This window comes from Microbulbifer maximicatervae (SeqCode) (assembly GCF_052467505.1).
On sequence record NZ_CP174313.1, the window covers coordinates 3,350,001 to 3,376,561 of the forward strand.

Genomic DNA, 26,561 nt, shown 5'->3' on the forward strand with positions numbered 1-26,561 from the left:
AGAGTCTCAAAACCAGCCGTTACAAGCGCGGAGACACCCCCACACAAGACAGCCTGCTCACCGAAAAGATCTGTTTCAGTCTCTTCGCGGAAGTTGGTTTCAATAATACCTGAGCGGCCTCCGCCATTAGCTGAGGCATAAGACAGCGCCAAGTCTTTTGCTTTACCTGTCGCATCCTGATAAACCGCAATCAAGGTAGGGACACCGCCTCCCTCAAGGTAAGTCGATCGAACGGTATGGCCGGGGCCCTTGGGAGCAACCATAATGACATCGACATCCGCTGGTGGCTCAATCAATTCAAAATGCACATTAAAACCATGCGCGAAAGCCAGTGCTGCACCAGACTTTAAATTTGGAGCAACTTGCTCTTTGTAAATATTCGCCTGGTATTCATCCGGAGCGAGAATCATAACCACGTCGGCATCTTTCACCGCATCGACAACTTCAGCTACCTTCAAGCCCGCGCCTTCAGCCTTTTTCCAGGAAGCAGACCCCTCGCGCAACCCAACAACAACATTCGCTACACCAGAGTCTTTCAGGTTATTGGCATGGGCATGACCTTGAGATCCATAACCAATAATGGCTACTGTTTTTCCCTGAATTAAAGAAAGGTCACAATCTTTGTCGTAATAAACTTGCATCGCTCAATTCCTGCTTTTTGCTCTATACACTTAATACTTTTTCACCGCGGGCAATCCCAGAAACTCCGGATCGCACCACTTCCATAATTGTGTGCTCCCCCAGCGCCTGGAGGAACGCATCGAGTTTTTCGCCAGTACCTGCCACCTGTACCGTGTACATACTGCTGGTGACATCGACGATCTGCCCGCGAAAAATATCGACACTGCGCTTCACCTCGTCGCGCTGGGCACCATTGGCTCGCACTTTCACCAATAGCAACTCCCGCTCGATATGAGAGCCTTCAGTGAGGTCCACCAATTTCACAACGTCAATAAGCTTGTTTAGGTTCTTGGTAATTTGCTCAATCTTGTGATCGTCACCAATCGTCACCAAAGTGAGACGCGATAAAGTCGCATCCTCAGTAGGCGCCACGGTGAGGCTTTCAATGTTGTAGCCACGCTGGGAAAACAAGCCAACAACACGGGACAATGCCCCAGGTTCATTCTCCATCAGAACCGAAATTATTCTACGCATCGCCCTACCCTTTAAGTTCTCTCAGTTTTGCTCAGCCACATGTCACGCATGGAGCCATTTGGTAGCACTTGCATGGGATAGACATGCTCAGATGGGTCGACGTACACGTCGATAAATACAGTGCGATCCTTAACTGCAAAAGCTTCTTGCAACTTGTTGTGTAGGTCTTCACGACGCTCCACTTTCACCCCGACGTGACCGTATGCCTCGGCGAGTTTCACAAAGTCAGGCAGCGATTCCTCGTAAACACTATTGGAAAGCCTTCCTTCATATTGCATCTCCTGCCACTGCTTCACCATCCCGAGAGCCTGGTTGTTAAGGCAGAGGATTTTTACTGGCAGATGATATTGGGTAGCCGTAGAAAGCTCCTGAATACACATCTGGATACTTCCCTCGCCAGTTACGCACACAACTTCTTTATCCGGGTGGGCTATTTTCACCCCCAAGGCTGCCGGTAAGCCGAAACCCATAGTCCCCAGCCCACCGGAGTTAATCCAGCGGCGCGGCTTATCAAACAGGTAATATTGCGCAGCAAACATCTGGTGTTGCCCTACATCGGATGTCACAAAAGCATCACCCTCAGTAATGTCATACACCGCCTTGATCACATCCTGCGGCATTATCAGAGCACCATTAGTCTGATAACGAGGAGCCGTGTAGAGCCCGTGACGCTCACGCCAATCATCTATTTGGCGCCACCAGTCAACTATCGCGGAGTGATCCGGCTGCTCATCGTTGGCTTTCAACGCTTCGAGCATCTCCCGAAGGACAGCCTGGACCGTGCCGACAATCGGGATATCGGCAACAATCGTTTTAGAGATCGAAGCCGGATCGACGTCGATATGAATAATTTTGGCACCCGGACAGAATTTGCCTGGAGTATTAGTCACCCGGTCATCAAAGCGTGCACCTACAGCCAGAATAACGTCGGCGTGATGCATGGCTGTATTTGCCTCGAAAGTGCCGTGCATACCGAGCATTCCCAAGAAACGCCTGTCACTTCCGGGAAATGCTCCGAGCCCCATCAAGGTATTAGTCACCGGGTAGTTCAACTTTCTAGCCAGCTCGGTGAGAAGCTCGGCGCCGCCACCTTGCACCACTCCCCCGCCGGCATAAATCACCGGGCGGCGAGCTGATAGCAACATAGCAATCGCTTTGCGAATCTGGCCGCTATGCCCCTTACCTGCTGGGGTATAGGAGCGCATCCGCAATTTTTCAGGGTAGTGGTAGGGGAATCTCTCCGCCGGGTTGGTTACATCTTTTGGAACATCGATCACTACGGGACCGGGACGGCCAGTATTGGCGATAAAAAATGCCTTTTTGACGATCGTAGGAATATCTTCAGCATTTTTTACCAAAAAGCTGTGCTTCACGATCGGTCGCGAGCAACCGACCATGTCTGTTTCCTGAAACGCATCCTCACCGATCTTATCCCTGGGTACCTGGCCGGATATCACCACCATAGGGATAGAATCCATATAGGCCGTTGCGATGCCAGTAATCGCGTTCGTAGCGCCGGGACCAGACGTCACCAGTACCACGCCCGCCTTACCAGTAGACCGCGCATAGCCATCGGCAGCATGGGTCGCACCCTGCTCGTGGCGCACGAGAATATGCTTAATCGACTTCTGCCGAAAAATAGCATCATAGATATGTAACGCTGAGCCGCCCGGGTATCCAAAAATCAGATCCACCCCTTCATCCTGCAGCGCGCGAACCAACATATCGCCGCCGGAAAGTAATTCCACTTGAGTCTCCTCAATTTTCCTGTTTTATAGGATAGCCATCACCGAAAACGTATAAAACGCCTACTAGCAAGAATGCCAGGCAGCAATTATAGGGGAAAATGGTGACAAATATCAGCCTGTTGCGTGTTTAGCTGCCGATTTTTAGGATGAACTGATCGCGCATAAACACCCAACCCCAAGTAAATCTACATAGGTTCACTACGGGGCTAGCAGGCCTCCAGGGGTGGGGAGGGCCACTCAGTAGAATTTCGATGGAGGATGTTCCACCAGGGTTAGACTCAAAACCACGGGTTTGCGGTGAAATCTAGTCACTGAGTAAACCCCCGATTTTGCCAATTGAGTCCTAGCTGTCAATAGGTGTCTGCGAAAGTGTTAAGACAGTTACAGGAAAACCCGCCAGTACCGGTACAATAAGGGGACGGAAGGAACATCAACACAAGGGGTAAGCACCATGCGCATCTTACTGGCGCTATTGATTGCAGTAACAGCTACGACCACTCAAGCCGACGGCATCTATAAATGGGTAGATGAGAATGGTGTTGTCCACTTCGGTGAGCAACCTCCAGGGGACGCTCAAGTGGACGTGATCAAAAAGCCCAAGTCAGAGCGCTATAAGAAATGGGAAGCTGAACAAAATGCGATAGCCGCACGTGAAGCACAGAAAAATGCACCTCAAGTACCTCAACAGTCAAAGGAAGAACAGCTGCCCGACGCTGAGCAACAGAGACAACTGGAGGCCAGAGTTAAAGAAGAGGCAGCAAAACGAGCAGAGCTCTGTGTCGCGTACCAAAAGAACCTTAAGAGCCTGACCACACACGCGAGAGTGCGCGAAAAAGATAAAGATGGAAACTATCGCAGGCTCGGAGAAGATGAGCGGCAAGAACGCATTACCAAAGCCCGAGAGCAAATCAAGAAAAACTGCTAGTCGCCCTTCTAACGATGCCGATTCCTAAGGCTCACGGTAGGGGCTATCAGTAAATTGATCCAGGCTATAGCGTTCAGTGTAATAGCCTGGTTCAAAAGCACTATCCCTGGCCATAGGTACCGTCACCCTGGCAATACTCAATTGTTTCACCAAGTAGGGGCCGTCCTGCCCGGCATCGCGAATTAAGAGCCCATAAAACTCTAGGGGAATCCAGTGCCGCCCCGCCGTTAACTCAAGAGCATTTTGCGTTGTGCCTATCGGGGATTGCTCATCGTTATACAGGGAGCCCTGAAAATAGTAGCGCCCCTCTCTGCTGATATCGACTTCCGCCTCAATTAATAAATTGCCATCGGCGGTAACGGAATCCCGCAACGAGCCCGTATAGCTTCCCGTATCCTCAGATAGGGTGAATGCTGCCGCATCTCGGAGACCATCAATATCCGTATCCACAATGACCTTAAAAATGCCCGCTTCCAGCACCTGGCTATTAAAGGAGCCCGCCTCCATCAATACTTCGTAGACTAAATCTCCATCCGAATCACTAAAAGCCAAGGTACCCACGACTTGTTGGTCTTCGTAAACCAACAGCGCAGTCAGGTCAGCACTGACCCGATCTCCATCACTATCGGCCTGATAGGCAAAAACCCGAATAGTATCCCCACGCAAATAAAACTTTTCATCTGTCCATATAGTCAGAGAATCCCCTTCCTCACTGTGAGTGGTTCTTTCATCCACCGCAAATGTCTGAGTAATCGGGTCCTGTTCAGGAGTTTTAATTGCTCGGTTTTCTGGCGGATAGCGATGAAAGCGGGCCAGATCCGAGAGAAGGGATTCGTGTAACTCAGTCTTGTTGGGCAGGGACTGAATTCCCTTCCATAGTTTTACAGACTGATCCTCTTCCTCTTGCTCCAGTTCCGCCGGCTTAACGTTATCAGGCTTGCGGCTTCGGATAGATTGCTCTTCAGCTTTTGCTTTGGTTACAACAACGGGCGTCGCCTCTTCACCACCAGCCAGGGCCCAGTAACCCACCAATCCAGTAACTACGGCCAGTACACCCCAGCCTGCCAGCCGGGCCTTTGAGCGATCTTTGTTTGATGTGGACATCAATATCTCCGAAGCCTTTTATTTTTTTAGTTAATTTGTGCAGGCTGAGATTCTACCCGCGCTGTTCTTTCCTGAACCACAGTCCAGCCCATCGGGAATAGAATCATAATCGGGGGATAGAATGCCACCGTTACGCTGCGCATCATGATCTGTATAGATACTGGCCAAATTGTAAGATCGAGCAGTGCCTTTACTGTCGTTATCACAAGAGAAAATCGCGCTGCCGTAAGCTACGCCAAACAGGGTTTCATATTCTTTGAGATTCGACCACAGGTTGCGCTTGGCAGATCCGGAACAGTTCATTTGCGAAGCCAAATTAATGTAACCGTCATCCTCACCATTCAGCAGCATGGAGGTAGCACTTTCCACACCTGGGAAGCCCGCATAACCCCCAATGGTGTACACCGGCGCACCGAGATTAGTCCCTACATAATTTCTCACAGTGTAAACATCATTAGTCTGCATATAGCGAACCGCCGAACACTCACGCCCAAGAAATAGTGCGTTGACCAAATCGTCATACCAGCTTCCATTGCATATCCGATCAACGCCTTCAGTACCGGTAATTGCTCCCCCTGTGGTGAATATTGCAGCAACACCGCTGATAGCCGCATCAAAATCAACGCTCACTGCATAGCTTTCGTTAAGCCCGGCAACTCGAACTTCTTCTTCAACCGTTTTACAGGATTTACTGCCATACCAAGTCGTGGAACATTTTTTTACTTCTTGAATTTCTGTATTGCTATCGAACTGGTTGTAGGCGCGATTGTAGTATGGGGATCCTTCAACAGCGTTACCCGCGATATACATCATTTGGGCGGCACCCTGGCTGTGGGAAATAATCCAGAAAGTGTCCTCTGCTGAGCACTGGTTTTCGTGTTCAAACCGATCTCCCTGGCCAGAGCGGATCTCTATAATTTGACGAGCAATTTCACCCGCAGTCTCATCATGCCAGTAGGGAAATTCACCTTCATCAGTTGAGTTATAACCGACAACGCCGTAATTGCCGCCATCAACTAACAATTGCTCAATAAAATCACTGCTAGAATATTCGTCGAAAACCGCCTCACTCCAATAATCCAGTGCTGGCTGCACTAAACTCCCATCATTACTTTCACTTGTAGTGTGTCCTTCGACTCCGTGTCCATGAACCAGGATATAGCAGTTTTCCGCTACCGCTGATGAAGCTCCAATTATCGCCGAGAAAAAAATAGACAGGCTTATACCCAGCCTTTTAGACAGTGCCATTGTTATTTTCCTTTATTGTTTTAGTAAGTGGTAACTCTCGTGACTGAAGAGTTTTAAAAAATCTGAATAACGCAATGTACAGCAGACGACTAAAACTTATCCTTAACGCTCTATTTCGGAATAGGATTAAAGGCGCCAGAGGGGGGTCGAATCCGCCACGCGAAGCGACCAATTCGTCATATTCCTCAATTTATACTCGTGCTTTGAGGCGCCTTTGCTATGATGCCGGCAACGCCACCCGGACGGCAGTAAGTCATGAGAGACCAAAATAAAAATATGTCCGGCCATGCCGGCGTGCCCAAGATATTTGCGCCTTACTTTGTGGTTGCCGCCGCCAGGCTCGGCATCCCCACCGAGACGCTAATTGAACGATTGCCATTCTCATTTAGCTGGAATCCAGGAGAGAGTGAATGGCTCAATTACAGTGAATTCAATGCTCTAATTGAAAGCATACTGGCGCTATCCCCTGTTACCTCACCAGGCCTCAGCTTTAGTCGCTTCCCAATTATGCTTTGGCTTGAAGAAACTATTATCGAAGCTCAGCCCTCCTTGAGACGGCCGAGGGAGATCTTTCGCCCTGCAGAAATTGTGCTCTCACAAACTCTGGCCCCCCTCCTGCGGTTCCAGACTTACCAGGAAGCCGATGCGGAAGTACTCACACTCAACTGGCAGCAGGAACTCTTTAGCGCTCCGGTCAATCATTTTATTGCTGAAATGCTGATGAGTCGTGGAGTAGACCTATTGCGCACTCTTAACCCCAGGTTTCCCGAGGTCCGGGGATTAAAGTTACGCAGTGAAAAGCCAGAAGATGACTCTATCCACAAGAGGATTTTCCAGTGCCCGATTGAATTTTCCGCTGATGAAAATGCGATTATCCTGGGATCCCAGATACTGGACTTCCCTATACCCAGTTACCATAAAATCATTCGCAGCCAGAGCAGAAATATTTTAAAGGCAGTTTTGCACAATACTTTGACCAGCTATAACCTGGCAGCCAGTTTGCGAGCTTGGCTCGAAAAGCACTTGCTCAGTGAAGAAATTACTATCAAACAAGCCGCAGCCCACTTCCGCACCAGCGGCCGTACTTTACAGCGCAGACTGAGAGAACAGGGAGTAACATTCCAGCAGCTTAAAGACAGTGTTACGCTATCTCTGACCAAGAAACTCCTTCTCTCAACCAATGATTCCGTAGAAAGTATTGCGGTACAACTTCATTTTGCCGAACGAGCAGTATTTACTCGCTTCTTTAAAAAACATGAGGGAGTCACCCCTTCTGAGTTCCGTCGCAGCAATGTCGACAGAGATATTTTCGAAGCGTAAATAAGTGTAAAGAAACTCAGGAGGCCGCTACAGCCTCCGCCTCAAAATTCCGCCCAAGATACATATACATCGCCGGCACGACAAATAAAGTAAATAACGTTCCAATTGTCATACCGGTCGCCACTACCAAGCCCATTGCAAACCTTGCTCCTCCTCCTGGCCCCGACGCTATTAACAATGGAACCATCGCCAAAACCAGAGATGCGGTAGTCATTAAAATCGGTCGCAAACGGATTGAAGTGGCCTGCTCAATCGCTGATCGCTTATCAAGCCCTGAGAGCTGTAACTTATTGGCAAACTCCACTATCAGAATGCCGTGTTTGGAAATAACCCCAATCAGGGTAACCAGGCCCACTTGTGTGTAAATATTGAGAGTCGTCAATCCTAGACTGACAAAAATCATCGCTCCGCAAACACTCATCGGTACGGTGACCAACATAATCAAGGGATCACGCCATGATTCAAATTGAGCAGCCAGCACCAAATAAATTACTATCAAGGCAAAGAAAAAGGTAACCACCAAATCTGATCCTTCAGTTTTGAACTGTCTGGACTGCCCCGAGTAGTCCACAGAATACTCGACCGGTAAGATTTCTTTTGCCGCATTATCCAACACCATCAGTGCTTCACCCAACGTAATTCCAGGGCGTGGCACACCCGAAATAGTGACGGCATTTAACTGTTGAAATCGCTTTAGTTGCTGTGGTTCAACGGTTTCCGTGAGCCTTATCAAAGTACTCACAGGAACCAACTTGTCGTTTACCGCCCGAATATAATATTGCTCCAACTGATCAGGGGTTAGGCGGTCAACTCTCTCGACTTGAGGGATAACTTTATAACTGCGATTATCCAGGGAAAAACGGTTAACATAAGCTCCGGATAACATCGTACCTAAGTCACGACTCAAGTCCACCATTTCCACACCCATACTGGCCGCTTTATCACGATCAATTTCTATTACAATTTTTGGTTTATCAATTTTCAGATCAGAATCGAGAAAAATAAATTTTCGACTCTCAAGAGCTCGGGTCATAATATCGCTTGCCACCGATGCCAGATTCTCCATGGGCTCTGTAGAACCGATAACAAATTCAACCGGAAGCTGCCCTCCCGCAGTTGGCAGACTTGGTGGCACCACTACAGCTATTTTTAGCCCGGCTATTTGCTGAACATCACTGCTGATCAACTCCTGCATCTTTTCCGTATCACGGTCTCTCCCTTCCCAGGGAGCCAAAACAAACCCGGCCACCGCATTATTAACACCACTACTGAAGGTGCCCGCCCCATTAAGCAGAAAAAGATTTTCTACCTCAGTAAATCTCTCAGCAATGACATTAAGTTCACCACTGTACTGTTCAACATAATCTAAAGTTGCGTAAGCATCGGCAGTAGAAATTGTAAGAACAAGCCCCCTATCCTCTGTAGGTTCAAGCTCTTGAGGGGACGTCACAAATAAGAAGTAACAACTTATCAATACAATTAAGCCGAAAACCAAAATAACTCGGCGCTCATCAAGAGAAGAATGGAGCGATTTTTCAAATCTCGTCTGAAGTCGATTAAATTGGCGTTCCAGCCAAATTTCAAACCGGGTACCTCCACTATCGCGAGGCTTTAATATTTTCGAGGCCATCATGGGGGATAAAGTAAGAGCGACCACTCCAGACAGTAATACGGCGCCAGCTAGGGAGAATGCAAACTCTATGAATAGGGTCCCGGTTAAACCACCGAGAAAACCAATAGGAATATACACTGCAATTAGCGTCGTAGTCATAGCCACTACAGGCCATGCCAACTCTCGAGCCCCTACGATCGCAGCCTCTTTTGGAGGCAAGCCCTCTTCTATATGTCGATGGACATTTTCCAAAACAATGATGGCATCATCAACAACAATTCCGATAGCCAGAACCATGCTTAGCAATGTGAGTAAATTGATGGAAAATCCCATTAAAAACATTAAAAAGAATGCACCGACGAGAGAAAGAGGCAGTGCAATTGCTGGAATCAATACGCTGCGAACTGACCCCAGAAACAAATAAATCACCAAAATTACTATAAATACTGCTTCAACAATTGTTTTGACGACTTCTTCAATGGAGTCCTGAATATATTCAGTACTGTCGTAAGGAATCTCGCCTAGCATACCCTCTGGCAACTGTGGAAAAATTTTCTGCTCCAACTCCTCGCGTACTTTTTTAATAACATCAAGGGAGTTCGCATCGGGTGCCACCTCAATAGCAATAAAAGTGGCCGATTGTCCGTTAAAAGTCACAGAGCTGTCATAGGATTCAGCTCCTAACTCTATCTCCGCCACTTCACCTAGACGAACCAACTTATCCCCATCGGCTCTAACCACTAGCTTGCGGAAATCCAATTGACGTGCAATATCTGTATCCGCACGTATTTCCAGTGCCACACGGGTTCCCTTTGTCGAACCAACTGCCGACAGAATATTATTATCCCTAAGCGCATCAGAAATATCTGCAGGTGTGACTTCCAATGCCGCCATCTCTGTCGGCTTTAACCAGACTCTCATTGCAAAAGTACTGTCACCCAAAAGGCGAGCTCGCTGCACACCAGCTATAGTCGCCAATTTAGGTTGAACAACGCGTGTCAGATAATCCGTAATTTGATTATTAGCGAGAATATTTGAGGAAAAAGAAAGGTACATTGCAGCAGTGGTTTCTCCCTGCTGCATTTCCACGCTGGAATTCTCTGATTCATCAGGCAATTCACTGCGCAGCTTATTTACCTTGGCAACGACCTGAGTTAACACTTCATTTGGATCGTAATCAAAACGTACATAAACGTTTATCGTCGAGAGACCTTGCACGCTGGTGGAGACCATGTAATCGATACCATCTGCAGTAGCAATCTCTTGCTCAAGCGGCGTAGTAATAAACCCCTGTACTAGATCTGAATCGGCACCAACATAAACGGTGGTTACTGTAATAACTGCATTTTCAAGTTCCGGGTACTGCCTGACATTTAATTCCGTTAGCGACCTTAAACCCAATAGAAAAATAAATAGGCTGACTACGCAGGCCAACACTGGCTTTCGAATGAAAATCTCTGTGAAATTCACAACCTATAAATTCCAGGTTTAACTATTTTCCGGTGTGGGGTCTGCGCTTTCTGGGGGTTGATTCTGATTATTGATAACCGCTTTCTCTCCATTGCGAAGTTTGAGTAGTCCGCTGCTAGCCACTATGTCCCCCACCAAAAGTCCTTGTGTAATTTCAACTAGATCCCCACGCTCCTCACCAGTTTTCACAAACCGTTTAACTGCGATCATATGCTCGCCATCTTTATCGGGCTCCAACACAAAAACCGCCACCCCATAGGGAGCAAAAGCCAATGCGGTTCTGGGAATAACGAGCACTTTTCGCTGTGCACTTATCTTTACGGATACCTGGGCAAACATCCCAGGACGTAAATCGTGTTGGGGGTTTTTCAGAGTAGCTTGAATCAGAAAGTTCCTACTTGCACTATCCACCTGAGGGTCAACAGCAGTAATTCTTCCTTCGTAGGTATTTTTAGGGAAGGCATCTGTTGTCAACTGAATAGCAAGCCCAGCCTTAACCAAGGCATATTTTTGTTCAGGGAGGGAAAAATCAACAAAAATAGGATCAAGTTGCTGTAGAGAAACAACAGACTCCCCCGGGCTTACATTCTGCCCAAGATCGATTTGTCGAATTCCCAGTACTCCACTAAAAGGCGCCACGATAACTCGCTGATCCACCCTGGCCCGCTGCACTTCTATATTGGCAACCACCTGGTCCAAAGTACTGCGAGCGCTATCCAAATCTGCTTCGGTTGTTACACCTCGCCCCAGCAGAGTCTTGATCCGCACGTAATTACGACGGGCCAAGCGAAGCTCTGCATCCAACACCTGCAACTGCGCCTTTTCCGGTTCAGCAAAAATTTCCGCCAATAAATCGCCCTTCCTAACATGCTGGCCCGACTTGAAGTGAATAGCGCTGATAACCCCCTGAGCTTCGGTAGTAACCTCTACACCATTAACAGCTCGAATGGTGCCTATTCCTCTCAGGTCTTCCTTCCAATATTGAAACTGGGCGGTTGCTGAAGTCACTGTGGCCGCAGGCAGGGCTAAGTTGTCTATGAACTGATTCACCATATGCCTGCCAATTAATTTATAAGCAAAAATTCCGCCGAAGAGCAAAAGGCATCCCAGCAGCATTAGCAACATACGCTTACTGATATCAGGCCCCCGTAAGGTGTCGTCAATAAAAACTATAAACTGATACTTGCAAGGGAAACTATGCGCTACGGAGGGGTGCCCCTCTACGTAAATATCCGAACAAACGGCTTAGCGCACCTGTGAGTATAGATATGGAGAGAGTGAGGAATCGGTGGGAGTTTAGGGGTGCACTATATGGCACCCCCAAGTGCTTTTTTATCGGAATACGGCTTTATCGCCTTCAACATCCGCGTGGATCGTTGCTCCAGGGGAAAACTTACCGGCGAGAACATCTTGCGCCAGCGGGTTTTCCAGCCATACCTGAATAGCACGCTTTAATGGCCGTGCACCATAAACGGGATCGAACCCAACTTCTGCTAATTTATCCAGCAGACTTTCAGATACCTCTAATTTCAGGTCCCTCTCTGTCAGTCGACGGCAAAGTTGTTGCAACTGAATTTCGGCAATAGAGCGTACTTCTGCCTTATCCAGTGGATGGAAAACAACCACTTCGTCAATACGATTTATGAACTCTGGCCTGAAATGGTTCCCCACCACTTCCATCACCGCACTTTTCATCTGTCGATAACGAATTTCAGCGTCCAGGTCATCACCATTTTCAGCTGTGGCGTATTTTTGAATTAAATCTGAGCCAAGGTTTGAAGTCATTACGACAACGGTATTACGAAAGTCTACCGTGCGCCCCTGGCCGTCGGTCAGGCGGCCATCATCAAGAACCTGTAAAAGAATATTGAATACATCGGGATGCGCTTTCTCCACTTCGTCTAATAGCACAACAGAATAGGGTTTTCTCCGCACCGCTTCAGTCAGGTATCCCCCTTCTTCATAACCTACATATCCGGGAGGTGCGCCAATCAGTCGGGCCACAGAGTGCTTCTCCATAAATTCCGACATATCGATACGCACCATGGCGTCTTCTGTGTCAAACAAGAACTGAGCCAATGCCTTGCATAATTCCGTCTTACCCACACCGGTTGGGCCGAGGAACAAGAATGAGCCATTGGGTCGGTTGGGATCAGCTAGCCCCGCCCTCGAGCGGCGTACGGCATTAGCAACCGCTTCCACCGCTTCCCCCTGTCCGATGACCCGCTTGTGCAACTCATCTTCCATTCGCAGTAGCTTTTCACGCTCACCTTCGAGCATCTTAGATACAGGAATACCCGTCCAGCGGGATACCACTTCAGCCACCTCTTCATCGGTAACCCGATTGCGCAGCAGGCGGGGTTCTTCAGAAGCTTCAGCGGTAGCGGCACTTTTAAGCTGTTGTTCAAGTTGTGGAATTACACCGTACTGTAATTCAGACATTCTATTGAGATCACCTGCACGCCGTGCAGACTCCATATCGAGCTTGGCCTGCTCGAGCTTTTCCTTGAGGTCGTGGCTGCCGGCAAGCTGTGCCTTCTCCGCCTTCCAAACCTCTTCAAGGTCGGAGTATTCCCGCTCCAGTTGTAGAATCTCTTCTTCCAGTTTCGACAGGCGTTTTTTAGTCGCCTCGTCATCCGTATCCTTTTTAACCGCCTCACGTTCAATCTTTAATTGAATTAAACGGCGCTCCAATTTATCCATGGATTCCGGTTTGGAGTCGATCTCCATGCGTATCCGGCTGGCGGCCTCATCAATAAGATCAATCGCTTTATCTGGTAATTGACGATCAGTGATGTAACGCTGCGATAATTTTGTCGCCGCAATAATTGCAGAGTCGGTAATATCAACACCGTGGTGTACTTCGTAGCGTTCTTTTAATCCGCGCAGAATCGCAACCGTATCCTCTTCCGTTGGTTCATCAACCAGCACTTTTTGGAAACGCCGCTCAAGCGCTGCATCTTTTTCAATATATTGCCGATACTCATCCAGAGTGGTTGCACCGACACAATGTAATTCCCCGCGGGCCAAAGCGGGCTTCAGCATATTTCCCGCATCCATGGCCCCCTCAGCTTTACCGGCACCCACCATCGTGTGGATCTCATCGATAAAGAGAATAATGCGACCTTCCTGTTTGGATAATTCGTTGAGTACCGCTTTTAATCGCTCTTCAAATTCTCCACGAAATTTTGCGCCCGCCAACAATGCCCCCAAATCCAGGGAAAGAAGTCGTTTGTCCTTTAACCCTTCCGGCACTTCACCATTGACGATACGTTGAGCGAGCCCTTCAACAATGGCAGTTTTACCAACACCCGGCTCACCAATTAGTACAGGGTTATTCTTGGTACGCCGCTGTAAGACTTGAATCGTCCGCCGTATTTCATCATCGCGGCCGATCACCGGGTCAAGCTTGCCGGCCAGAGCCCTCTCGGTCAGGTCGAGAGTATATTTATCCAGCGCCTGGCGCGCTTCTTCCGCATTGGGGTCATCCACTTTTTCGTCGCCACGCACTTTTTGAATTGCCGCCTCTAATTGTTTAATGTCGCCGTTGGCATTTAGGATTTTGGAAATCTCTCCCGCCGCAGAGTCGAAAGCCGCCAGTAATACAGTTTCACTGGAAATAAAACTGTCACCATTTTGTTGGGCTCGCTTGTCCGTGAGATTCATTAAGCGCATTAATTCCTGGGACATCCCCACATCACCCGTGGGGGAAGTCACCCGCGGCAGGCTATCCAACCGCTTGGCAAGGTCATTGCGCAACCCGTTTAGGTTAAATCCCGCCTGTGACAGGAATGCGGGTACGCTTCCGTTGTTCTGGTTAAGCAGTGCCAGAATCAAGTGCTCGGGATAAATCTGGTTGTGGTCGCGCCCTACCGCCAGGGATTGCGCATCAGCAAATGCCGCCTGTAGCGGGTTTGTCATTCGGTCAATTCGCATGAACGAAACCTCTTTTACTCGATTTTTTCAGAAGCGCTGCAATAGTGGCACTAATTTGCCTTTTACATTCGCTATGGTACTGACAAGTAAAATAGGGGCGCAGGAAGGGTTTTCAATGATTTAAATCAATAGCGGCATTTATTCTATGCAAAGTGGTTTTGCGGCAAATCTATCTCTTATAATTTTTTACAGCCCAGTCAACGCCCAGCCTTGTAATTGCCCAAGCTGCCCCAATATTATCGAATGGCTTACATAGAAAAAATAAGCCATCTAGAAATTCAGTTCAGTCTTTATCCCGCCATATCAAAGTTGCCATACGACCGGTTTCAGACTCCCTGCGGTAGGAAAAAAACTTCTCAGGTTCTGACATTGTGCAGAGTCCCCCACCGTATACCCCGCCAATCCCCAGCTCTGCCAACTCCGCGCGAGCCAGGGCGTAGATATCTGTTAAAAAGTGCAGTGGTTTCTTAGTGTGTGGGCGGAAACAGCTAGCGATTTTTTCTGTGTGTCGACTGCTAATTGCATTTTCAAAGAATGCCTCGAGGACATCGATTCCAGTTTCAAAGGCCTCCGGGCCAATCGCTGGACCCAACCAAACCATCAACTCCTCAGGATCACACTTCATCGCCCGTACGGTATTGCGCAATATACCACCGGCCAATCCGCGCCACCCGGCATGGGCTGCTGCTACACGGGCACCACTCTTATCGCATAGCAAAACAGGCAAACAGTCTGCGGTTAGCACGGCACAGACAACACCTCTTTTCATACTAAAGCAGGCATCTGCGGTTCGAACTAAGGCGTCATCACTTGCCTCGACTACTTTGTCGCTATGGATCTGCTCCAGCCACTGCGGTTCTGAGGGCAACTCAAGCTCCTCCCTCAACTGTTGGCGATTGGCAGTAACAGCTGACTCCTTGTCCCCCACGTGAGCAGCCAGATTAAAGGAGGAGAAATGGCCACAACTTTGGCCCCCAGTGCGTAGCGTCGCCGCCGCCCTCACCCCTGCGGGTGCGGGCCAATCGGGTATCAGGTAGTGGTTACTTGGCATTGAGATATCTTGCTTTGCGAAATTGTCCTTTCGAGAACCGGCGATAGGTGCCCAGGCGAATTTATAACCGGTACTTCAGGGCTCATCAGCGCGCAACTGATCGAGCAGTGCTTGCATGTCAGCAGGCATTGGCGCACACCAATGCATGTCCTGTCCACTAGTGGGATGTACTAGAGCTAGTTCAGCCGCATGCAGAGCCTGCCGAGGGAAGCTCTGGAGAGCTTCAACAAGGTCTGCCGAGGCCTCTGGAGGCAACTTTGGGCGGCCTCCGTAGAGTGGATCTCCCACGAGCGGGTGCCTGATATGGGCCATGTGTACCCGAATCTGATGAGTACGACCGGTTTCCAGCTTGCAGCGTAAGAGCGTGTAAGCGCTGTAACGCTCCTGTACACGATAATGAGTGATCGCCTCTTTGCCGCCAAAGTCCAAAACAGCCATCTTGAGACGATTTTGACGATGCCGACCGATGGGCGCATCAACACGACCCGCAGTGGTGATATATCCTTGGACCAAGGCATCATACTGTCGACTCACCGTTCTCTGCTTTAATTGATCCACGAGATGGGTCTGAGCGGCCAAAGTCTTAGCCACAACCATCAGGCCACTGGTGTCCTTATCCAGCCGGTGAACAATACCGGCTCGGGGTATCAGCTCCTGTGCTGGATTGTGGTAAAGCAGGCCATTGAGCAGAGTGCCGTCGGGGTTACCGGCAGCGGGGTGGACTACGAGGCCCGCGGGCTTATTGACCACCATCAGGCTGTCATCTTCGTACATAATATTGAGGTCGAGGTCCTGGGCAGCCCAGCTACCTTGGGGTTCCAGCTCTGCGCGAAGCTGGATAAGCTCGCCGCCAAAGAGCTTTTCCTTGGCCTTAGCTGGGGCTCCGTTTAAGGTGAGCTGACCGCCTTTGATCCACGATTGGAGGCGCGCGCGCGAAAAATCGGGAATTAATTCGGCTGCGGCCTGGTCTAAGCGTCGACCAGCCATATTGGCAGGAACTTGGATATCTAGTTTTAGGTGTTCAATCATCAATCAATTGCAAATACTTTGGGCAGCTCCGCGACTGTGGTTAAATGTCCGACGCGCCAGGTTAATACTGGTGGGTAGTTTAATAAGGTAGAGTGTAAGAATGATAGAGCGAGGGGCTATGCAGACCTGGAAAATGCTGTGGCTGGCCTTGGTGTCCGCAATATTGGTTGCCTGCGCCAACACAGATGATTCGGAAGTGGGCCTACCCACAGGTTCACGTACAGAGCAGGCATACTACGAGATGGCCCAGCGACAGCTGCGAACCAGCCAGTGGGATCTTGCCATCAGAAACCTGCGAGCCCTGGAAGACAATTTCCCATTCGGCAACTACGCGGAACAGGCTCAGCTTGAGCTGATCTATGCCTACTACCGCAACTATGAAAACGATGCTGCTATCGCCGCTGCAGACCGCTTTATCCGCCTACACCCCCAGCACCGCAATGTCGACTACGCCTACTATATGAAGGGCCTGTCCTCCTTTACTGAGGGCACAGGCCTGTTCGAGCGCTTTATGCCTACCGACTTGACCAGTCGCGACCCAGGATCGGCTCGAGAGTCATTCGCTTATTTCTCCCAGTTAATGGCCCGCTACCCTGAGAGCCGCTACGCTCCAGACGCGCAAAAGCGCATGATCCATTTGCGTAACCTGCTGGCTCGCTATGAAGTTCACGTGGCTAACTACTACTTTAAGCGCGGCGCCTACCTCGCAGCAGCCAATCGTGGCCGCTACATTGTGGAAAACTTCCAGCAGACACCCGCAATTCCCGATGCCCTGGCAGTTATGGTTCAAGGTTACCATTTGATGGAAATGCAAGATCTCGAGGCTAATGCCCTGGATGTACTGCGCAATAACTATCCAAAGCACCCCGCTTTTAACGAAGACGGCACTTTCAACTACGACTTTTACAAAGGTCCGAGCGGCCGCAGTCTGGTGCACAGGGTTACCCTGGGCCTGTTTGAAAAATCTGACCCGCGGGGCTTTGACAGCCGGGAACTCTATAATCCCGAATACAACCGGGACGAGACTCCCCTGCCTCCAGAGCTTCTGTAACTTATCACTTGAAAATAGAAACGGCGCCATTCGGCGCCGTTTCTATTTTCAGGATAGCTAGTCTCCCAGCTTCCAGCCATTGGTGATGGGATAACGACGATCCCTTCCAAATCCGCGTTCAGAAATACGCACCCCGATGGCTGCTTGGCGCCTCTTGTACTCATTGCGTCCCACTAACCTGACCACACGCTCTACATCCTCTCTCTGGAAGCCACGCTGAATGATTTCCTCAGCGCTGTGGTCTTGATCAACATAGAGATTGAGAATTTGATCCAGGATCTCGTAAGGCGGAAGGCTGTCAGAATCCACCTGGTCCGGGGCCAGCTCAGCACTGGGGGGGCGAGTAATGACCGTTTCAGGAATCACTTCAGAAATTGTGTTGCGGTAACGGGCCAGCTCGAATACCAATACTTTGGGAACATCCTTCAGGGCATTAAATCCGCCTACCATATCCCCGTATAAGGTTGCGTAACCAACGGCCATCTCACTCTTGTTACCGGTGGTCAGGACCATCGCGCCCTTCTTATTGGAGATAGCCATCAAAAGGACACCACGAGAGCGGGCCTGCAGGTTCTCCTCAGTGGTATCCCTCTCACTGCCAACAAATTCTTCAGCGAGAGCGCCCATAAACGAATCAAAGATGGGCTCGATACTAATTTCCCGATAGTGAACCCCCATTCTTTCCGCTTGATCGGCCGCATCGCCTTTACTCAGATCCGAGGTATAGCGAAACGGCATCATTACCGCCTCAACACGCTCTTTGCCCAACGCATCGACCGCAACTGCCAATGTCAGAGCTGAGTCGATTCCACCCGACAACCCCAGTACAACACCATTAAAACCATTTTTATTAACGTAGTCGCGCACCCCGAGTACCAAGGCTTGGTACACGGAAGCCAAATCGCTGCGAGGAGGAGCAATTTTCCCAGGGAGTACCGTCAAATCCTGTCCCTGCAAAGATATGGAAGCTGGCAACAACTGCTCTGTAAACTCCTCAGCCCTGGCACATACCTCTCCCTCGGCGTCAACAACGATTGAGCCACCGTCAAAAACCAGCTCGTCCTGACCACCGCACCAGTTTACATAGGCAATGGGGACCCCGGCATTCTTTGCCTGCCTGGAAACCAATTCCAACCTCTGTTGAGCCTTGCCCCGATGGAAAGGTGATGCATTGATGTTGAGAATCAACTTGGCTCCAGCATCGACTGACTGCTTGATAGGCTCTGGAAACCAAATATCCTCACAAACACTCAGTCCAACAGGAACTCCCTTGATATGCACTACACAGGGAGATTTACCCGGTTTGAAGTAACGCTTTTCATCAAAGACCTGATAGTTAGGCAGCTTCTGTTTGGAATATTCTGCGATTAACTCTCCCTCAACTATTACCCCCGCCATATTGAACATAACGCCATCGAGCAACTTGGGGTAACCCACAACAATGGCGCAGGGCAGTTCTGCAGCTTTGAGCTGATCCAATGCCGCATCAATACGAATCTGCATACTGGGGCGCAACAACAAGTCTTCAGGAGAGTAGCCGCACAGGGTCAGCTCCGGGAAAAGTACCAAGTCAGCACCCAGTTCCTGGTACGCTCGGCGCGCAATTTCTATCACCTGCTTGGTATTCCCTGGAATATCTCCCACCAGGGAATTGATTTGTGCCAGCACTAACTGCAAAGTAGACATCGTTGAACCTCGGACAAGACAGGCCGCTATTGTAACCCCATCGGGGTAACAACAGCAGCGGCTCACCACTACAAGAATACCGGGCATCTACAGTGAGCAGTTCCCAGACATCCCCCCAACAACACCATGAGCTTTTGCGCATAAGCGCAATTTACCGAGTAGCAATAGCCCTAGTTCTGCTAGGAGTATTCTACTCCGACATAGGTGGAGGCTCACTTGGCACGTACTTGCCAACACTATTTATATATACAACGTCTTCCTATGCCCTTCTGAATGTGGCGTGGTTACTATTTTTGCGCCAGAAGGCTTACCAGACAAATAGCAGCCAAGTCGGGATTATTTTGGGCTGTGACATTCTGGTTTTCTTGTTGTTGATCGAGGCTAGTGGAGGGCTAAACTCTGGACTCGGTTATTTACTGCTTATCAGTTGTTCAATCGGTGCCATCCTACTTGATAAGCGCCTCAGTGCATTTTTTGCGGCCATTGCTAGCTTGGGTGTTATCGCGCTCCAGCTTTACCATTTACTAACTGAATCGGGTTCTAGCCAGGAGATTGTGTCTGCAGGCGGACTAGGTTTACTACTATTTGTAACCGTAAGTGCCATCCAGTACCTATCGGAACGTATTCGTAAAGCTAATATTCGCGCAGACAAACAAAGCCGCCAGGCTGCGCACCTTCAACGCCTGGCTCAAGAAATCATTGAAAGAATGAATACCGGTGTATTGGTTTTAGGCCCTTCTTTCAAGCCAGAACTGATCAATAAATCAGCAAGAAGATTGCTAGAAAACCAAATTGATACAGCGCATGACTACCATGCAGAGCTGAGACAAAAGGTTAGGGAGTGGCGCAGTCATAAGAGTCAAAATAATGTGCTTATCCCCGCAAAAAATGGGGACGAGCTTCATGCAAATTTTTCAGAATTACAGCATGACACGGGTCATAGCACATTAGTTTTTGTGGAGGACAACCGGAAGCTGGCAGAGGCAGCCCAAAAGCTCAAACTCGCCTCCCTGGGCCAACTAACAGCTTCAATTGCTCACGAAATACGTAACCCCTTAGCGGCAATCAAGCACGCCGCACAGCTACTATCGGAGTCCCCAGAATTAAAAGAAGAGGACCACCAATTAACAGACATAATTTGTCGCCAAAGCCAGCGCATCAATCAGATTGTTGAAAACGTAATGCAGCTTTCACGAAAGCGCGCCCACTCAGCCCAAAAATATGAGCTGGGGGCTTGGCTCAAGCAATTCTTAGTAGACTTCAATGCCGGGAAAGCGGATGACCTCGTCGAGTTGGACGCTATAGGGCAGGTGCCACTGGTATATTTTGACTCCGCACAATTGTCACAAGTAGTCACCAACTTAACAGAGAACGCCTTGGAACACTCAAAACTAGCTACAGGAGTGGGCCATGCCTCTATTAGTGCTTACTACAATATGGAGCGCAGGAATACAGTTTTAGAGATCAAAGATCTTGGTAAGGGTGTACCTGAAGAGGTTCTCAATAAAATATTTGAGCCATTTTTCACAACAGAAAAAAACGGCAGTGGACTGGGCCTATATATCGCGCGCGAGCTATGTGAAGCCAACAACCTTACCCTCTATCACTGCCGGAGTAGTGATAACAAAAGTTGTTTTAGGATTGAATTTTCCAACTGTGAAGAAGTTACTTGATCTGGCTCATAGATTTTTTTCGACCTATGAGCCATTATGCTATAGAGATTTCTGACATAATTTCAGTTAGTAAGCCGCCAAATAATTTCACCGCAACAAGAAAAGACAAAGAAATAATGCGACCTCTGGCACTGGTTGTTGACGACGAACCAGATATTTGTAACTTAATTAGCCTAACACTTAAGCGAATGGATGTGGACTGTCACAGTGCAGGCACGCTCGCACAAGCAAAGGAACTGCTACACAACCATAGCTATCAATTTTGCCTCACAGATTTACGACTTCCTGATGGCGATGGCTTACAACTGGTTGAATACATTCAGCAAGTTGTCGAGACACATCTGCCTATAGCGGTCATAACCGCTCACGGGAATATGGATAGTGCAATCAAAGCATTGAAGCTGGGCGCATTTGACTTTGTTAGTAAACCTGTTGATTTAGAGCGCTTAAGGAATCTTGCTCAACTGGCCCTCCGGTTGAATCATCAACAAAGCGACGAGTTAACCCAAAGTGACACAGAGTTGTTATTGGGTGATGCTGGTAACATGCGTATACTAAGGAATCAACTGGCAAAAGTTGCACGCAGTGATGCACCTATATTTATCAGCGGTGAATCCGGATCGGGGAAAGAGCTTGCAGCTCGATCCATCCATCAGCACGGAGCCAGAGCTGATAAGCCTTTTGTCCCGATTAATTGCGGAGCGATTCCAAAAGAATTAGTAGAAAGTGAGTTTTTTGGGCATCGAAAAGGTAGCTTTACTGGCGCTTATAAGGACAAGGTCGGCTTACTTCAAAGTGCAGAGGGAGGAAGTCTGTTTCTCGATGAAATCGCTGACCTTCCCCTGGATATGCAAGTCAAGCTACTTAGGGTTATACAAGAAAAATCTGTTCGTCCTATTGGCGCAAACCAGGAAATCCCTATTGACATTCGTATTCTGAGCGCGACTCATAAAAATCTAGCTACTGAAGTGGCAGAAGGGCGCTTTCGTAGCGACCTCTACTATCGAATCAATGTTATAGAGATCTCTATACCTCCACTACGTGATCGTGTTGAAGATATTCCTGTTCTTGCACAAGCTTTCATGCAAAGAATTGCACGGAAGTCCGGCCTACCCCGGCCGAAAATACATCCTCAAGCAATGTTAGCCCTTCAAAAATTTCATTTTCCAGGAAATGTTAGGCAGCTAGAAAATATTCTCGAAAGGGCTTTCACTTTATGCGAAAAGAGAGAAATTAAAGAGTCAGACCTTAAGCTTGATCAAAATACGGCATCAACAAAAGAGCTCTCTGAGCTTAGCCAGTTCCCCGTCATGCCTGCTCCTTCACGACAGTTATTTGAGTCCTCTCAATACACAACGATTGATGAATATCTACAAGAGATAGAAAAAGAAGTTATAGAGAGCGCACTAAGCAAGACAAGATGGAATAGAACTGCGGCAGCAGAGCGCCTTGGAATCAGCTTTCGCTCACTTCGATATCGACTAAAGAAATTAGGTCTAGAAACCTAACCTGCTAGATTGAGTAGCTCCATAAAAAAGAGCTACTCAATATTTATCTTATAATTTCACAAAAAATTACCAACAGTCTCCACTACTAGCACTTTTTACACCTGCCTGAGTTAAAGTAAAACTAGCACAGCTACTGTCACCCGCTTGAACCGAGCCCGACTGAGGCGCTGCCGTCAATGTATAGGTTGTCGCCGTTAGAACACCCGAAATAGAATAAAGGTCATTTTCCGTTGATAGGGTATTCCCATTAGATATTTCACCGGCAACAGAACAGTTAGCATCATCATAAGCGCTAAAAGCCGTAAAGCAACGTTGTAAACGCTGCGCCACATCATTTAGTTCAGTTTTAGCCTCTGCACGATTACTTTTCCTAACAGAATCCATATAGGAGGGGTAAGCAATTGCCCCTAAGATTCCAATTATTGCAACAACCACCAAAACTTCTATTAACGTAAATCCGTAATTTATACTCAAACTAGAATTCTTCATAAAATGCTACTCTTTATGGTTGCCGCCAAGATAAACGATCATTTAATCGCTCCAAAGCGCCATCAAATGAGTCCACAGGAGAGCCTGACGTATCTGAGTAAGGGATAAATACTTTTTTCCCTGCAATAATAACATCAGAAAAAGCGATGGTAGCGCTATCTTCTTTCGTGTTGGGCTCATCCAGGATACTCTCATTTGCAAACCTGGGATCGCCTAGCCCAATAAGTTCCATAGTCCAGCCTGTTGCACCGTAAGCACAAGGATCCTTAGATGGAGTTAGAGTCGGAAAAATTAAGCGATCTCGAATTAATAGGGGCTTACTGATAATTCTTTCACCTGTTACATTTACAGTAGATCCAGAAACCGCCCCAAAATCTAAATACCATCCCTTTTTAGTATCCCACCAAGAGGTATCGCTATCCCCGTTAATGGTTCTCGAACCAGAAGACTCTGAGATAGTTTTCTCAAACAACTCTGACCTATCTGTAGATGTGATATTAGTGTCGTTATCAACAATGCCATAAAAAGTATGGACCACATCCCCTTCCCCGTCATCAGCTGAAGATAAATAACTACCGGTACCAAAGTACACCATAATAGCATTATCCACCTTCGAATTGGCTCCCAGCACTGGCGCTGCGGTGATAGGCTGTGGGCGGCCATTAATATCATTTGCAGTGAATAGGGGCTCGGGGGATGAATCGCTTCCAAATGCAACCTTCCAACTGCTCTCAGATTCACTGCTTAGATCAAACTTCCACATATTGCCGTAAATATCACCTGCATATGCAGCTCTAACTATTCCGTAGATATCAGGTAATAGTGATGGCCCAGCCAAACCGTTATTGGTTGAGCTACCGGCCTCTAATACTTCAATATCGCTCGGATCAGCCAAGTCAACAATCACTAATGAAGCAGCATCATTATCGGAGTTGTATCCATTTCCAAAAATTAACTTCCAGCCCGCTGGTGTAGGCGCAATAAGCGGTTGCCCAATAATATTTCCTATACTGTCATCATCTGAACTATCCAGTTCAAACAGAACTTCTGGGCTCGATGGGTTAGTTACATCAAGAACAAACAGGCCCTCTGATCCAGCACCGTAAGTGCCCACTAAAATATTCCGCCATGACTCACTGGCGCCCTTCTTAAAGTAGGCATCGCTTACATATAAGGGACCATCCACAATATACTCATGGGGGTTAGATTCAGTGCCGTAATCAGTCTCTGTTAAATCAGCCAACTTTTCATAAGCGCCCGATGGTATATAAGCAAACTCCTCGACACCAGTGGCAGAGTTTAGCCCATGCAACATTCCATCGTTGGCACTCACATAGAGAATTTCTTTCGAGCGAGCTTCTTTAGTATCTGATAAGTAAGAAGCGTATTTGTCTCCACCAAGGTAAGTGGGTAGAGACGAATAATACATATCCTTATTATCCGCTAATGCTGGGCTGCTATTAACAACATCACCCAACAAATAAGTTCGGCTACGCATTCCTGAGATCGATTTACCCCACAGCCATTCCAAACGCTCCTCACCGACAGAATCACTATCAGTTCCAATCAGGGCTGATTTTTGTTTGTCTGTTAAATTATTCCAAGTAAAACTCACTGTGTCGGAGCCATCATAGGTGAGTATCGTTCGACCCGACGTGGGTATTTTCCCTGAGGACGAGGTACTCCACTTAGGGGTATCGCTCAAGTCTCCATCTGTATCCATCGCAAAAGCTTTGACTTCACCACTCCAGTCGTTTGAATCAAATAGCGCTTGGAAAACCAATGTATCAGTTCCCAAGCGAGTGGAGTTGGCAGCAACCGCTGATGACGATCCAGCGCGCCCGCTAATATTACTTAATACTGCGGTTAGTTGATCGGCGAAAGTTTTGGAATCACTTGCGCTGTAGAAACCTCCACGACTATTCAGAGAGGCATGTAATAGATCGTCTAATTTATTTGCATTAATATTGGAGTCTGTATAACTGGGATCTGGATCTCCCCAGGAAATAGCGGTACTGGTATCAATCGCATTAAATGCGGTAGTCGGGTCAACGTTGCCTGTAACTCCAAGCGCAACCCCAAAAGTCACCATATGTTGCCAGGTGGCTGTATCAATACTTCCTTCAGCTTGGTTTACACTATTTGATAGATTGGTGTTTAAGTCAGTTTTCCAATAATGCATGGCAATATCTGCCAATGTATTCGCATATGAATCAGAGAATGGCGCGCCATAGGCTCCATCCACATTGCCGTAGTAACTAACCTCGTCACTACCATAATCATTACCATAACCATCTGTCATCAGAATGGTATAGCTGGATCTACAGGCTATATCTGAACTAGTGCTACCGCTTTCTCCAGGTGTTGAAGACCAAGGCCCCCTGCTATCCGTGCGACTGTAGTACTTACCCGCTGCTTCCAGAGCGTTTAATAAAGGAGTCCCTTCTGAAGGAATCGTTGTTCCATACAGTCTCTCAAAGAAATTCTCTCTATCGGTATCCTTAAAAGTTCGCACCCCCTCTAGGACCACATCAGTGCTATAGCCATCAATAGTTTTACTACCAGTATTAAGTGTACCAAAACCTACGCGCAACCCCTCCCCTTGAGCTGAAAAAGCATGTCCGATCCCTGCCCGGGACATCAATACACGAGAGCGATGGTAGCTATACCAGTTAGCAAAATTCTGAATTTCCTCTGCATAGGTACAAGCACTTGAATCTGCACAGTCCGTTCGCGCACTGCCCCCCGCATAGGTACTTCCATCATTCTTAATTTGGATGCGATCATAGCTACTAGACAAATAAACGTCTGATGAAGCTGTACCTTTATAATTAAAATAGGTAGCGGGATAGAAAGTAAGGTCTCCGCTCTCACACAGATTGCTTGATGAATTACTTGAATCCTTAGTAGCGCTATTTTTTATCCAACAATTTGCACTCTGCGTATTATTTACCGTGAGGTTGCGCCAGCCTTTAGAGGTATCATACGGATTGTGATATGCCTTCTGAGGATTTGCATCAGAAAATTCATTGCCATTTTCATCCTCCTCAGCCCATGGAAGATACAAAATAGTCGGATCATAATAAGATTTGTTATTGTATGAAGAGCGATAATAGGCAGCCCATTTATTGTCACTGTCAAATTTTGCTATTGTCTGTTTATCATTGGAGCCATTCCAATAATCACAACCGGAAGTCGAAGAGCTATTGTAAGGGCAGGGCGTTAATCGCACAGCAGAATTACTACTGCCAGCCTCAGTCTGCGGAAAGGTATAACGGACCGGATAAGAGTCGTTATAAGTACGACCTCTTCTATGTACAGGAACATAAAAATAGTCGGTAATTTCCGAGGGAGTAACTTCAAATTGCATTGATCCAGAGTCATCCAAAATAAACATAATATTTGGATCAACAGAAGTACTTAAAAACAGTGGCTGTTGGGAAAAATCAATAGATACCGCACTATGTGATATTCCTAAACTTAAAAATGCGGCCGTAATTGTCGAGGCGCTTTTTAATTTTTTTACAAGACTAATCATAATCATTATTCCAAGCGC

Annotated in this window: 18 protein-coding genes (1 of these 18 only partly in view); 5 read left to right on the forward strand and 13 right to left on the reverse strand. The window is 47.9% G+C overall.

Annotated features, from left to right (window positions below; all coding sequences use genetic code 11):
* The 3 genes in view from ilvC to ACJJIN_RS14830 are tightly spaced (at most 22 nt apart) and all read right to left on the reverse strand, a layout consistent with a single transcriptional unit that may run on beyond the window.
* A protein-coding gene (gene ilvC / locus ACJJIN_RS14820; RefSeq protein ID WP_282934339.1) for a ketol-acid reductoisomerase crosses the window boundary here: on the reverse strand, positions 1–641 show its 5' portion. Its footprint begins 385 nt before the window's first position; 641 of the gene's 1,026 nt are visible here — the first part of the coding sequence; the start codon lies at positions 639–641; its stop codon lies off the left edge, out of view.
* A 22-nt stretch (positions 642–663) separates the two neighbouring features.
* Positions 664–1,155, reverse strand: a complete 492-nt coding sequence (gene ilvN / locus ACJJIN_RS14825; RefSeq protein WP_282934340.1) for an acetolactate synthase small subunit — start codon at positions 1,153–1,155, stop codon at positions 664–666.
* A gap of 11 nt (positions 1,156–1,166) precedes the next feature.
* Positions 1,167–2,903: an acetolactate synthase 3 large subunit gene (locus tag ACJJIN_RS14830; protein WP_444895241.1), complete on the reverse strand. Its 1,737-nt coding sequence runs from the start codon at positions 2,901–2,903 to the stop codon at positions 1,167–1,169.
* Between the two features lie 451 nt (positions 2,904–3,354).
* On the opposite strand from ACJJIN_RS14830, the gene ACJJIN_RS14835 reads away from it, so the two are divergent.
* Positions 3,355–3,828 carry a DUF4124 domain-containing protein gene (locus ACJJIN_RS14835; protein WP_444895242.1) on the forward strand — a complete coding sequence of 158 codons (474 nt, stop codon included), beginning with the start codon at positions 3,355–3,357 and terminating at the stop codon, positions 3,826–3,828.
* Between the two features lie 24 nt (positions 3,829–3,852).
* Here ACJJIN_RS14835 and ACJJIN_RS14840 read toward each other — a convergent pair whose 3' ends face one another.
* Complete coding sequence (locus ACJJIN_RS14840) at positions 3,853–4,932, reverse strand: DUF4785 family immunoglobulin-like domain-containing protein (RefSeq protein ID WP_444895243.1); 1,080 nt, start codon at positions 4,930–4,932, stop codon at positions 3,853–3,855.
* 30 nt (positions 4,933–4,962) lie between these two features.
* Entirely contained in the window at positions 4,963–6,180 is a 1,218-nt protein-coding gene (locus ACJJIN_RS14845) for a hypothetical protein (protein ID WP_444895244.1), read from the reverse strand.
* A gap of 255 nt (positions 6,181–6,435) precedes the next feature.
* Between ACJJIN_RS14845 and ACJJIN_RS14850 the strand changes: the two genes are divergently transcribed.
* Positions 6,436–7,500: a helix-turn-helix domain-containing protein gene (locus ACJJIN_RS14850; RefSeq protein ID WP_444895245.1), complete on the forward strand. Its 1,065-nt coding sequence runs from the start codon at positions 6,436–6,438 to the stop codon at positions 7,498–7,500.
* A gap of 16 nt (positions 7,501–7,516) precedes the next feature.
* Here the strand turns inward: ACJJIN_RS14850 and ACJJIN_RS14855 are convergent, their stop codons facing one another.
* The 5 genes from ACJJIN_RS14855 to rluD all read right to left on the reverse strand — a co-directional run bounded on the left by ACJJIN_RS14855 (position 7,517) and on the right by rluD (position 16,598).
* Complete coding sequence (locus ACJJIN_RS14855; protein ID WP_444895246.1) at positions 7,517–10,582, reverse strand: efflux RND transporter permease subunit; 3,066 nt, start codon at positions 10,580–10,582, stop codon at positions 7,517–7,519.
* 18 nt (positions 10,583–10,600) lie between these two features.
* Positions 10,601–11,707: an efflux RND transporter periplasmic adaptor subunit gene (locus ACJJIN_RS14860; RefSeq protein ID WP_444895247.1), complete on the reverse strand. Its 1,107-nt coding sequence runs from the start codon at positions 11,705–11,707 to the stop codon at positions 10,601–10,603.
* A gap of 207 nt (positions 11,708–11,914) precedes the next feature.
* A complete protein-coding gene (clpB, locus tag ACJJIN_RS14865; protein ID WP_413664319.1) occupies positions 11,915–14,518 on the reverse strand; it encodes an ATP-dependent chaperone ClpB in 2,604 nt (867 codons plus the stop codon).
* A gap of 283 nt (positions 14,519–14,801) precedes the next feature.
* Entirely contained in the window at positions 14,802–15,569 is a 768-nt protein-coding gene (pgeF, locus tag ACJJIN_RS14870; protein WP_444895248.1) for a peptidoglycan editing factor PgeF, read from the reverse strand.
* A 75-nt stretch (positions 15,570–15,644) separates the two neighbouring features.
* Positions 15,645–16,598 (reverse strand): 23S rRNA pseudouridine(1911/1915/1917) synthase RluD, encoded by a 954-nt coding sequence (gene rluD, locus ACJJIN_RS14875; RefSeq protein WP_444895249.1) that lies wholly within the window; start codon positions 16,596–16,598, stop codon positions 15,645–15,647.
* Positions 16,599–16,716: 118 nt separating this feature from the next.
* Here rluD and ACJJIN_RS14880 point away from each other — a divergent pair, with 118 nt between their 5' ends.
* Entirely contained in the window at positions 16,717–17,649 is a 933-nt protein-coding gene (locus ACJJIN_RS14880; RefSeq protein ID WP_444895250.1) for an outer membrane protein assembly factor BamD, read from the forward strand.
* Positions 17,650–17,706: 57 nt separating this feature from the next.
* Here ACJJIN_RS14880 and ACJJIN_RS14885 read toward each other — a convergent pair whose 3' ends face one another.
* On the reverse strand, positions 17,707–19,335 hold the full coding sequence (locus ACJJIN_RS14885; RefSeq protein ID WP_444895251.1) for an NAD+ synthase: 1,629 nt from the start codon (positions 19,333–19,335) through the stop codon (positions 17,707–17,709).
* 92 nt (positions 19,336–19,427) lie between these two features.
* On the opposite strand from ACJJIN_RS14885, the gene ACJJIN_RS14890 reads away from it, so the two are divergent.
* Positions 19,428–21,008, forward strand: coding sequence for a sensor histidine kinase (locus ACJJIN_RS14890; protein ID WP_444895252.1), 1,581 nt, complete (start codon positions 19,428–19,430; stop codon positions 21,006–21,008).
* A 116-nt stretch (positions 21,009–21,124) separates the two neighbouring features.
* Positions 21,125–22,516 (forward strand): sigma-54-dependent transcriptional regulator, encoded by a 1,392-nt coding sequence (locus tag ACJJIN_RS14895; RefSeq protein WP_444898262.1) that lies wholly within the window; start codon positions 21,125–21,127, stop codon positions 22,514–22,516.
* A gap of 66 nt (positions 22,517–22,582) precedes the next feature.
* Here ACJJIN_RS14895 and ACJJIN_RS14900 read toward each other — a convergent pair whose 3' ends face one another.
* Positions 22,583–23,005, reverse strand: a complete 423-nt coding sequence (locus tag ACJJIN_RS14900; RefSeq protein WP_444895253.1) for a type IV pilin protein — start codon at positions 23,003–23,005, stop codon at positions 22,583–22,585.
* A 13-nt stretch (positions 23,006–23,018) separates the two neighbouring features.
* Complete coding sequence (locus ACJJIN_RS14905) at positions 23,019–26,543, reverse strand: pilus assembly protein (RefSeq protein WP_444895254.1); 3,525 nt, start codon at positions 26,541–26,543, stop codon at positions 23,019–23,021.
* Positions 26,544–26,561: the final 18 nt, after the last annotated feature.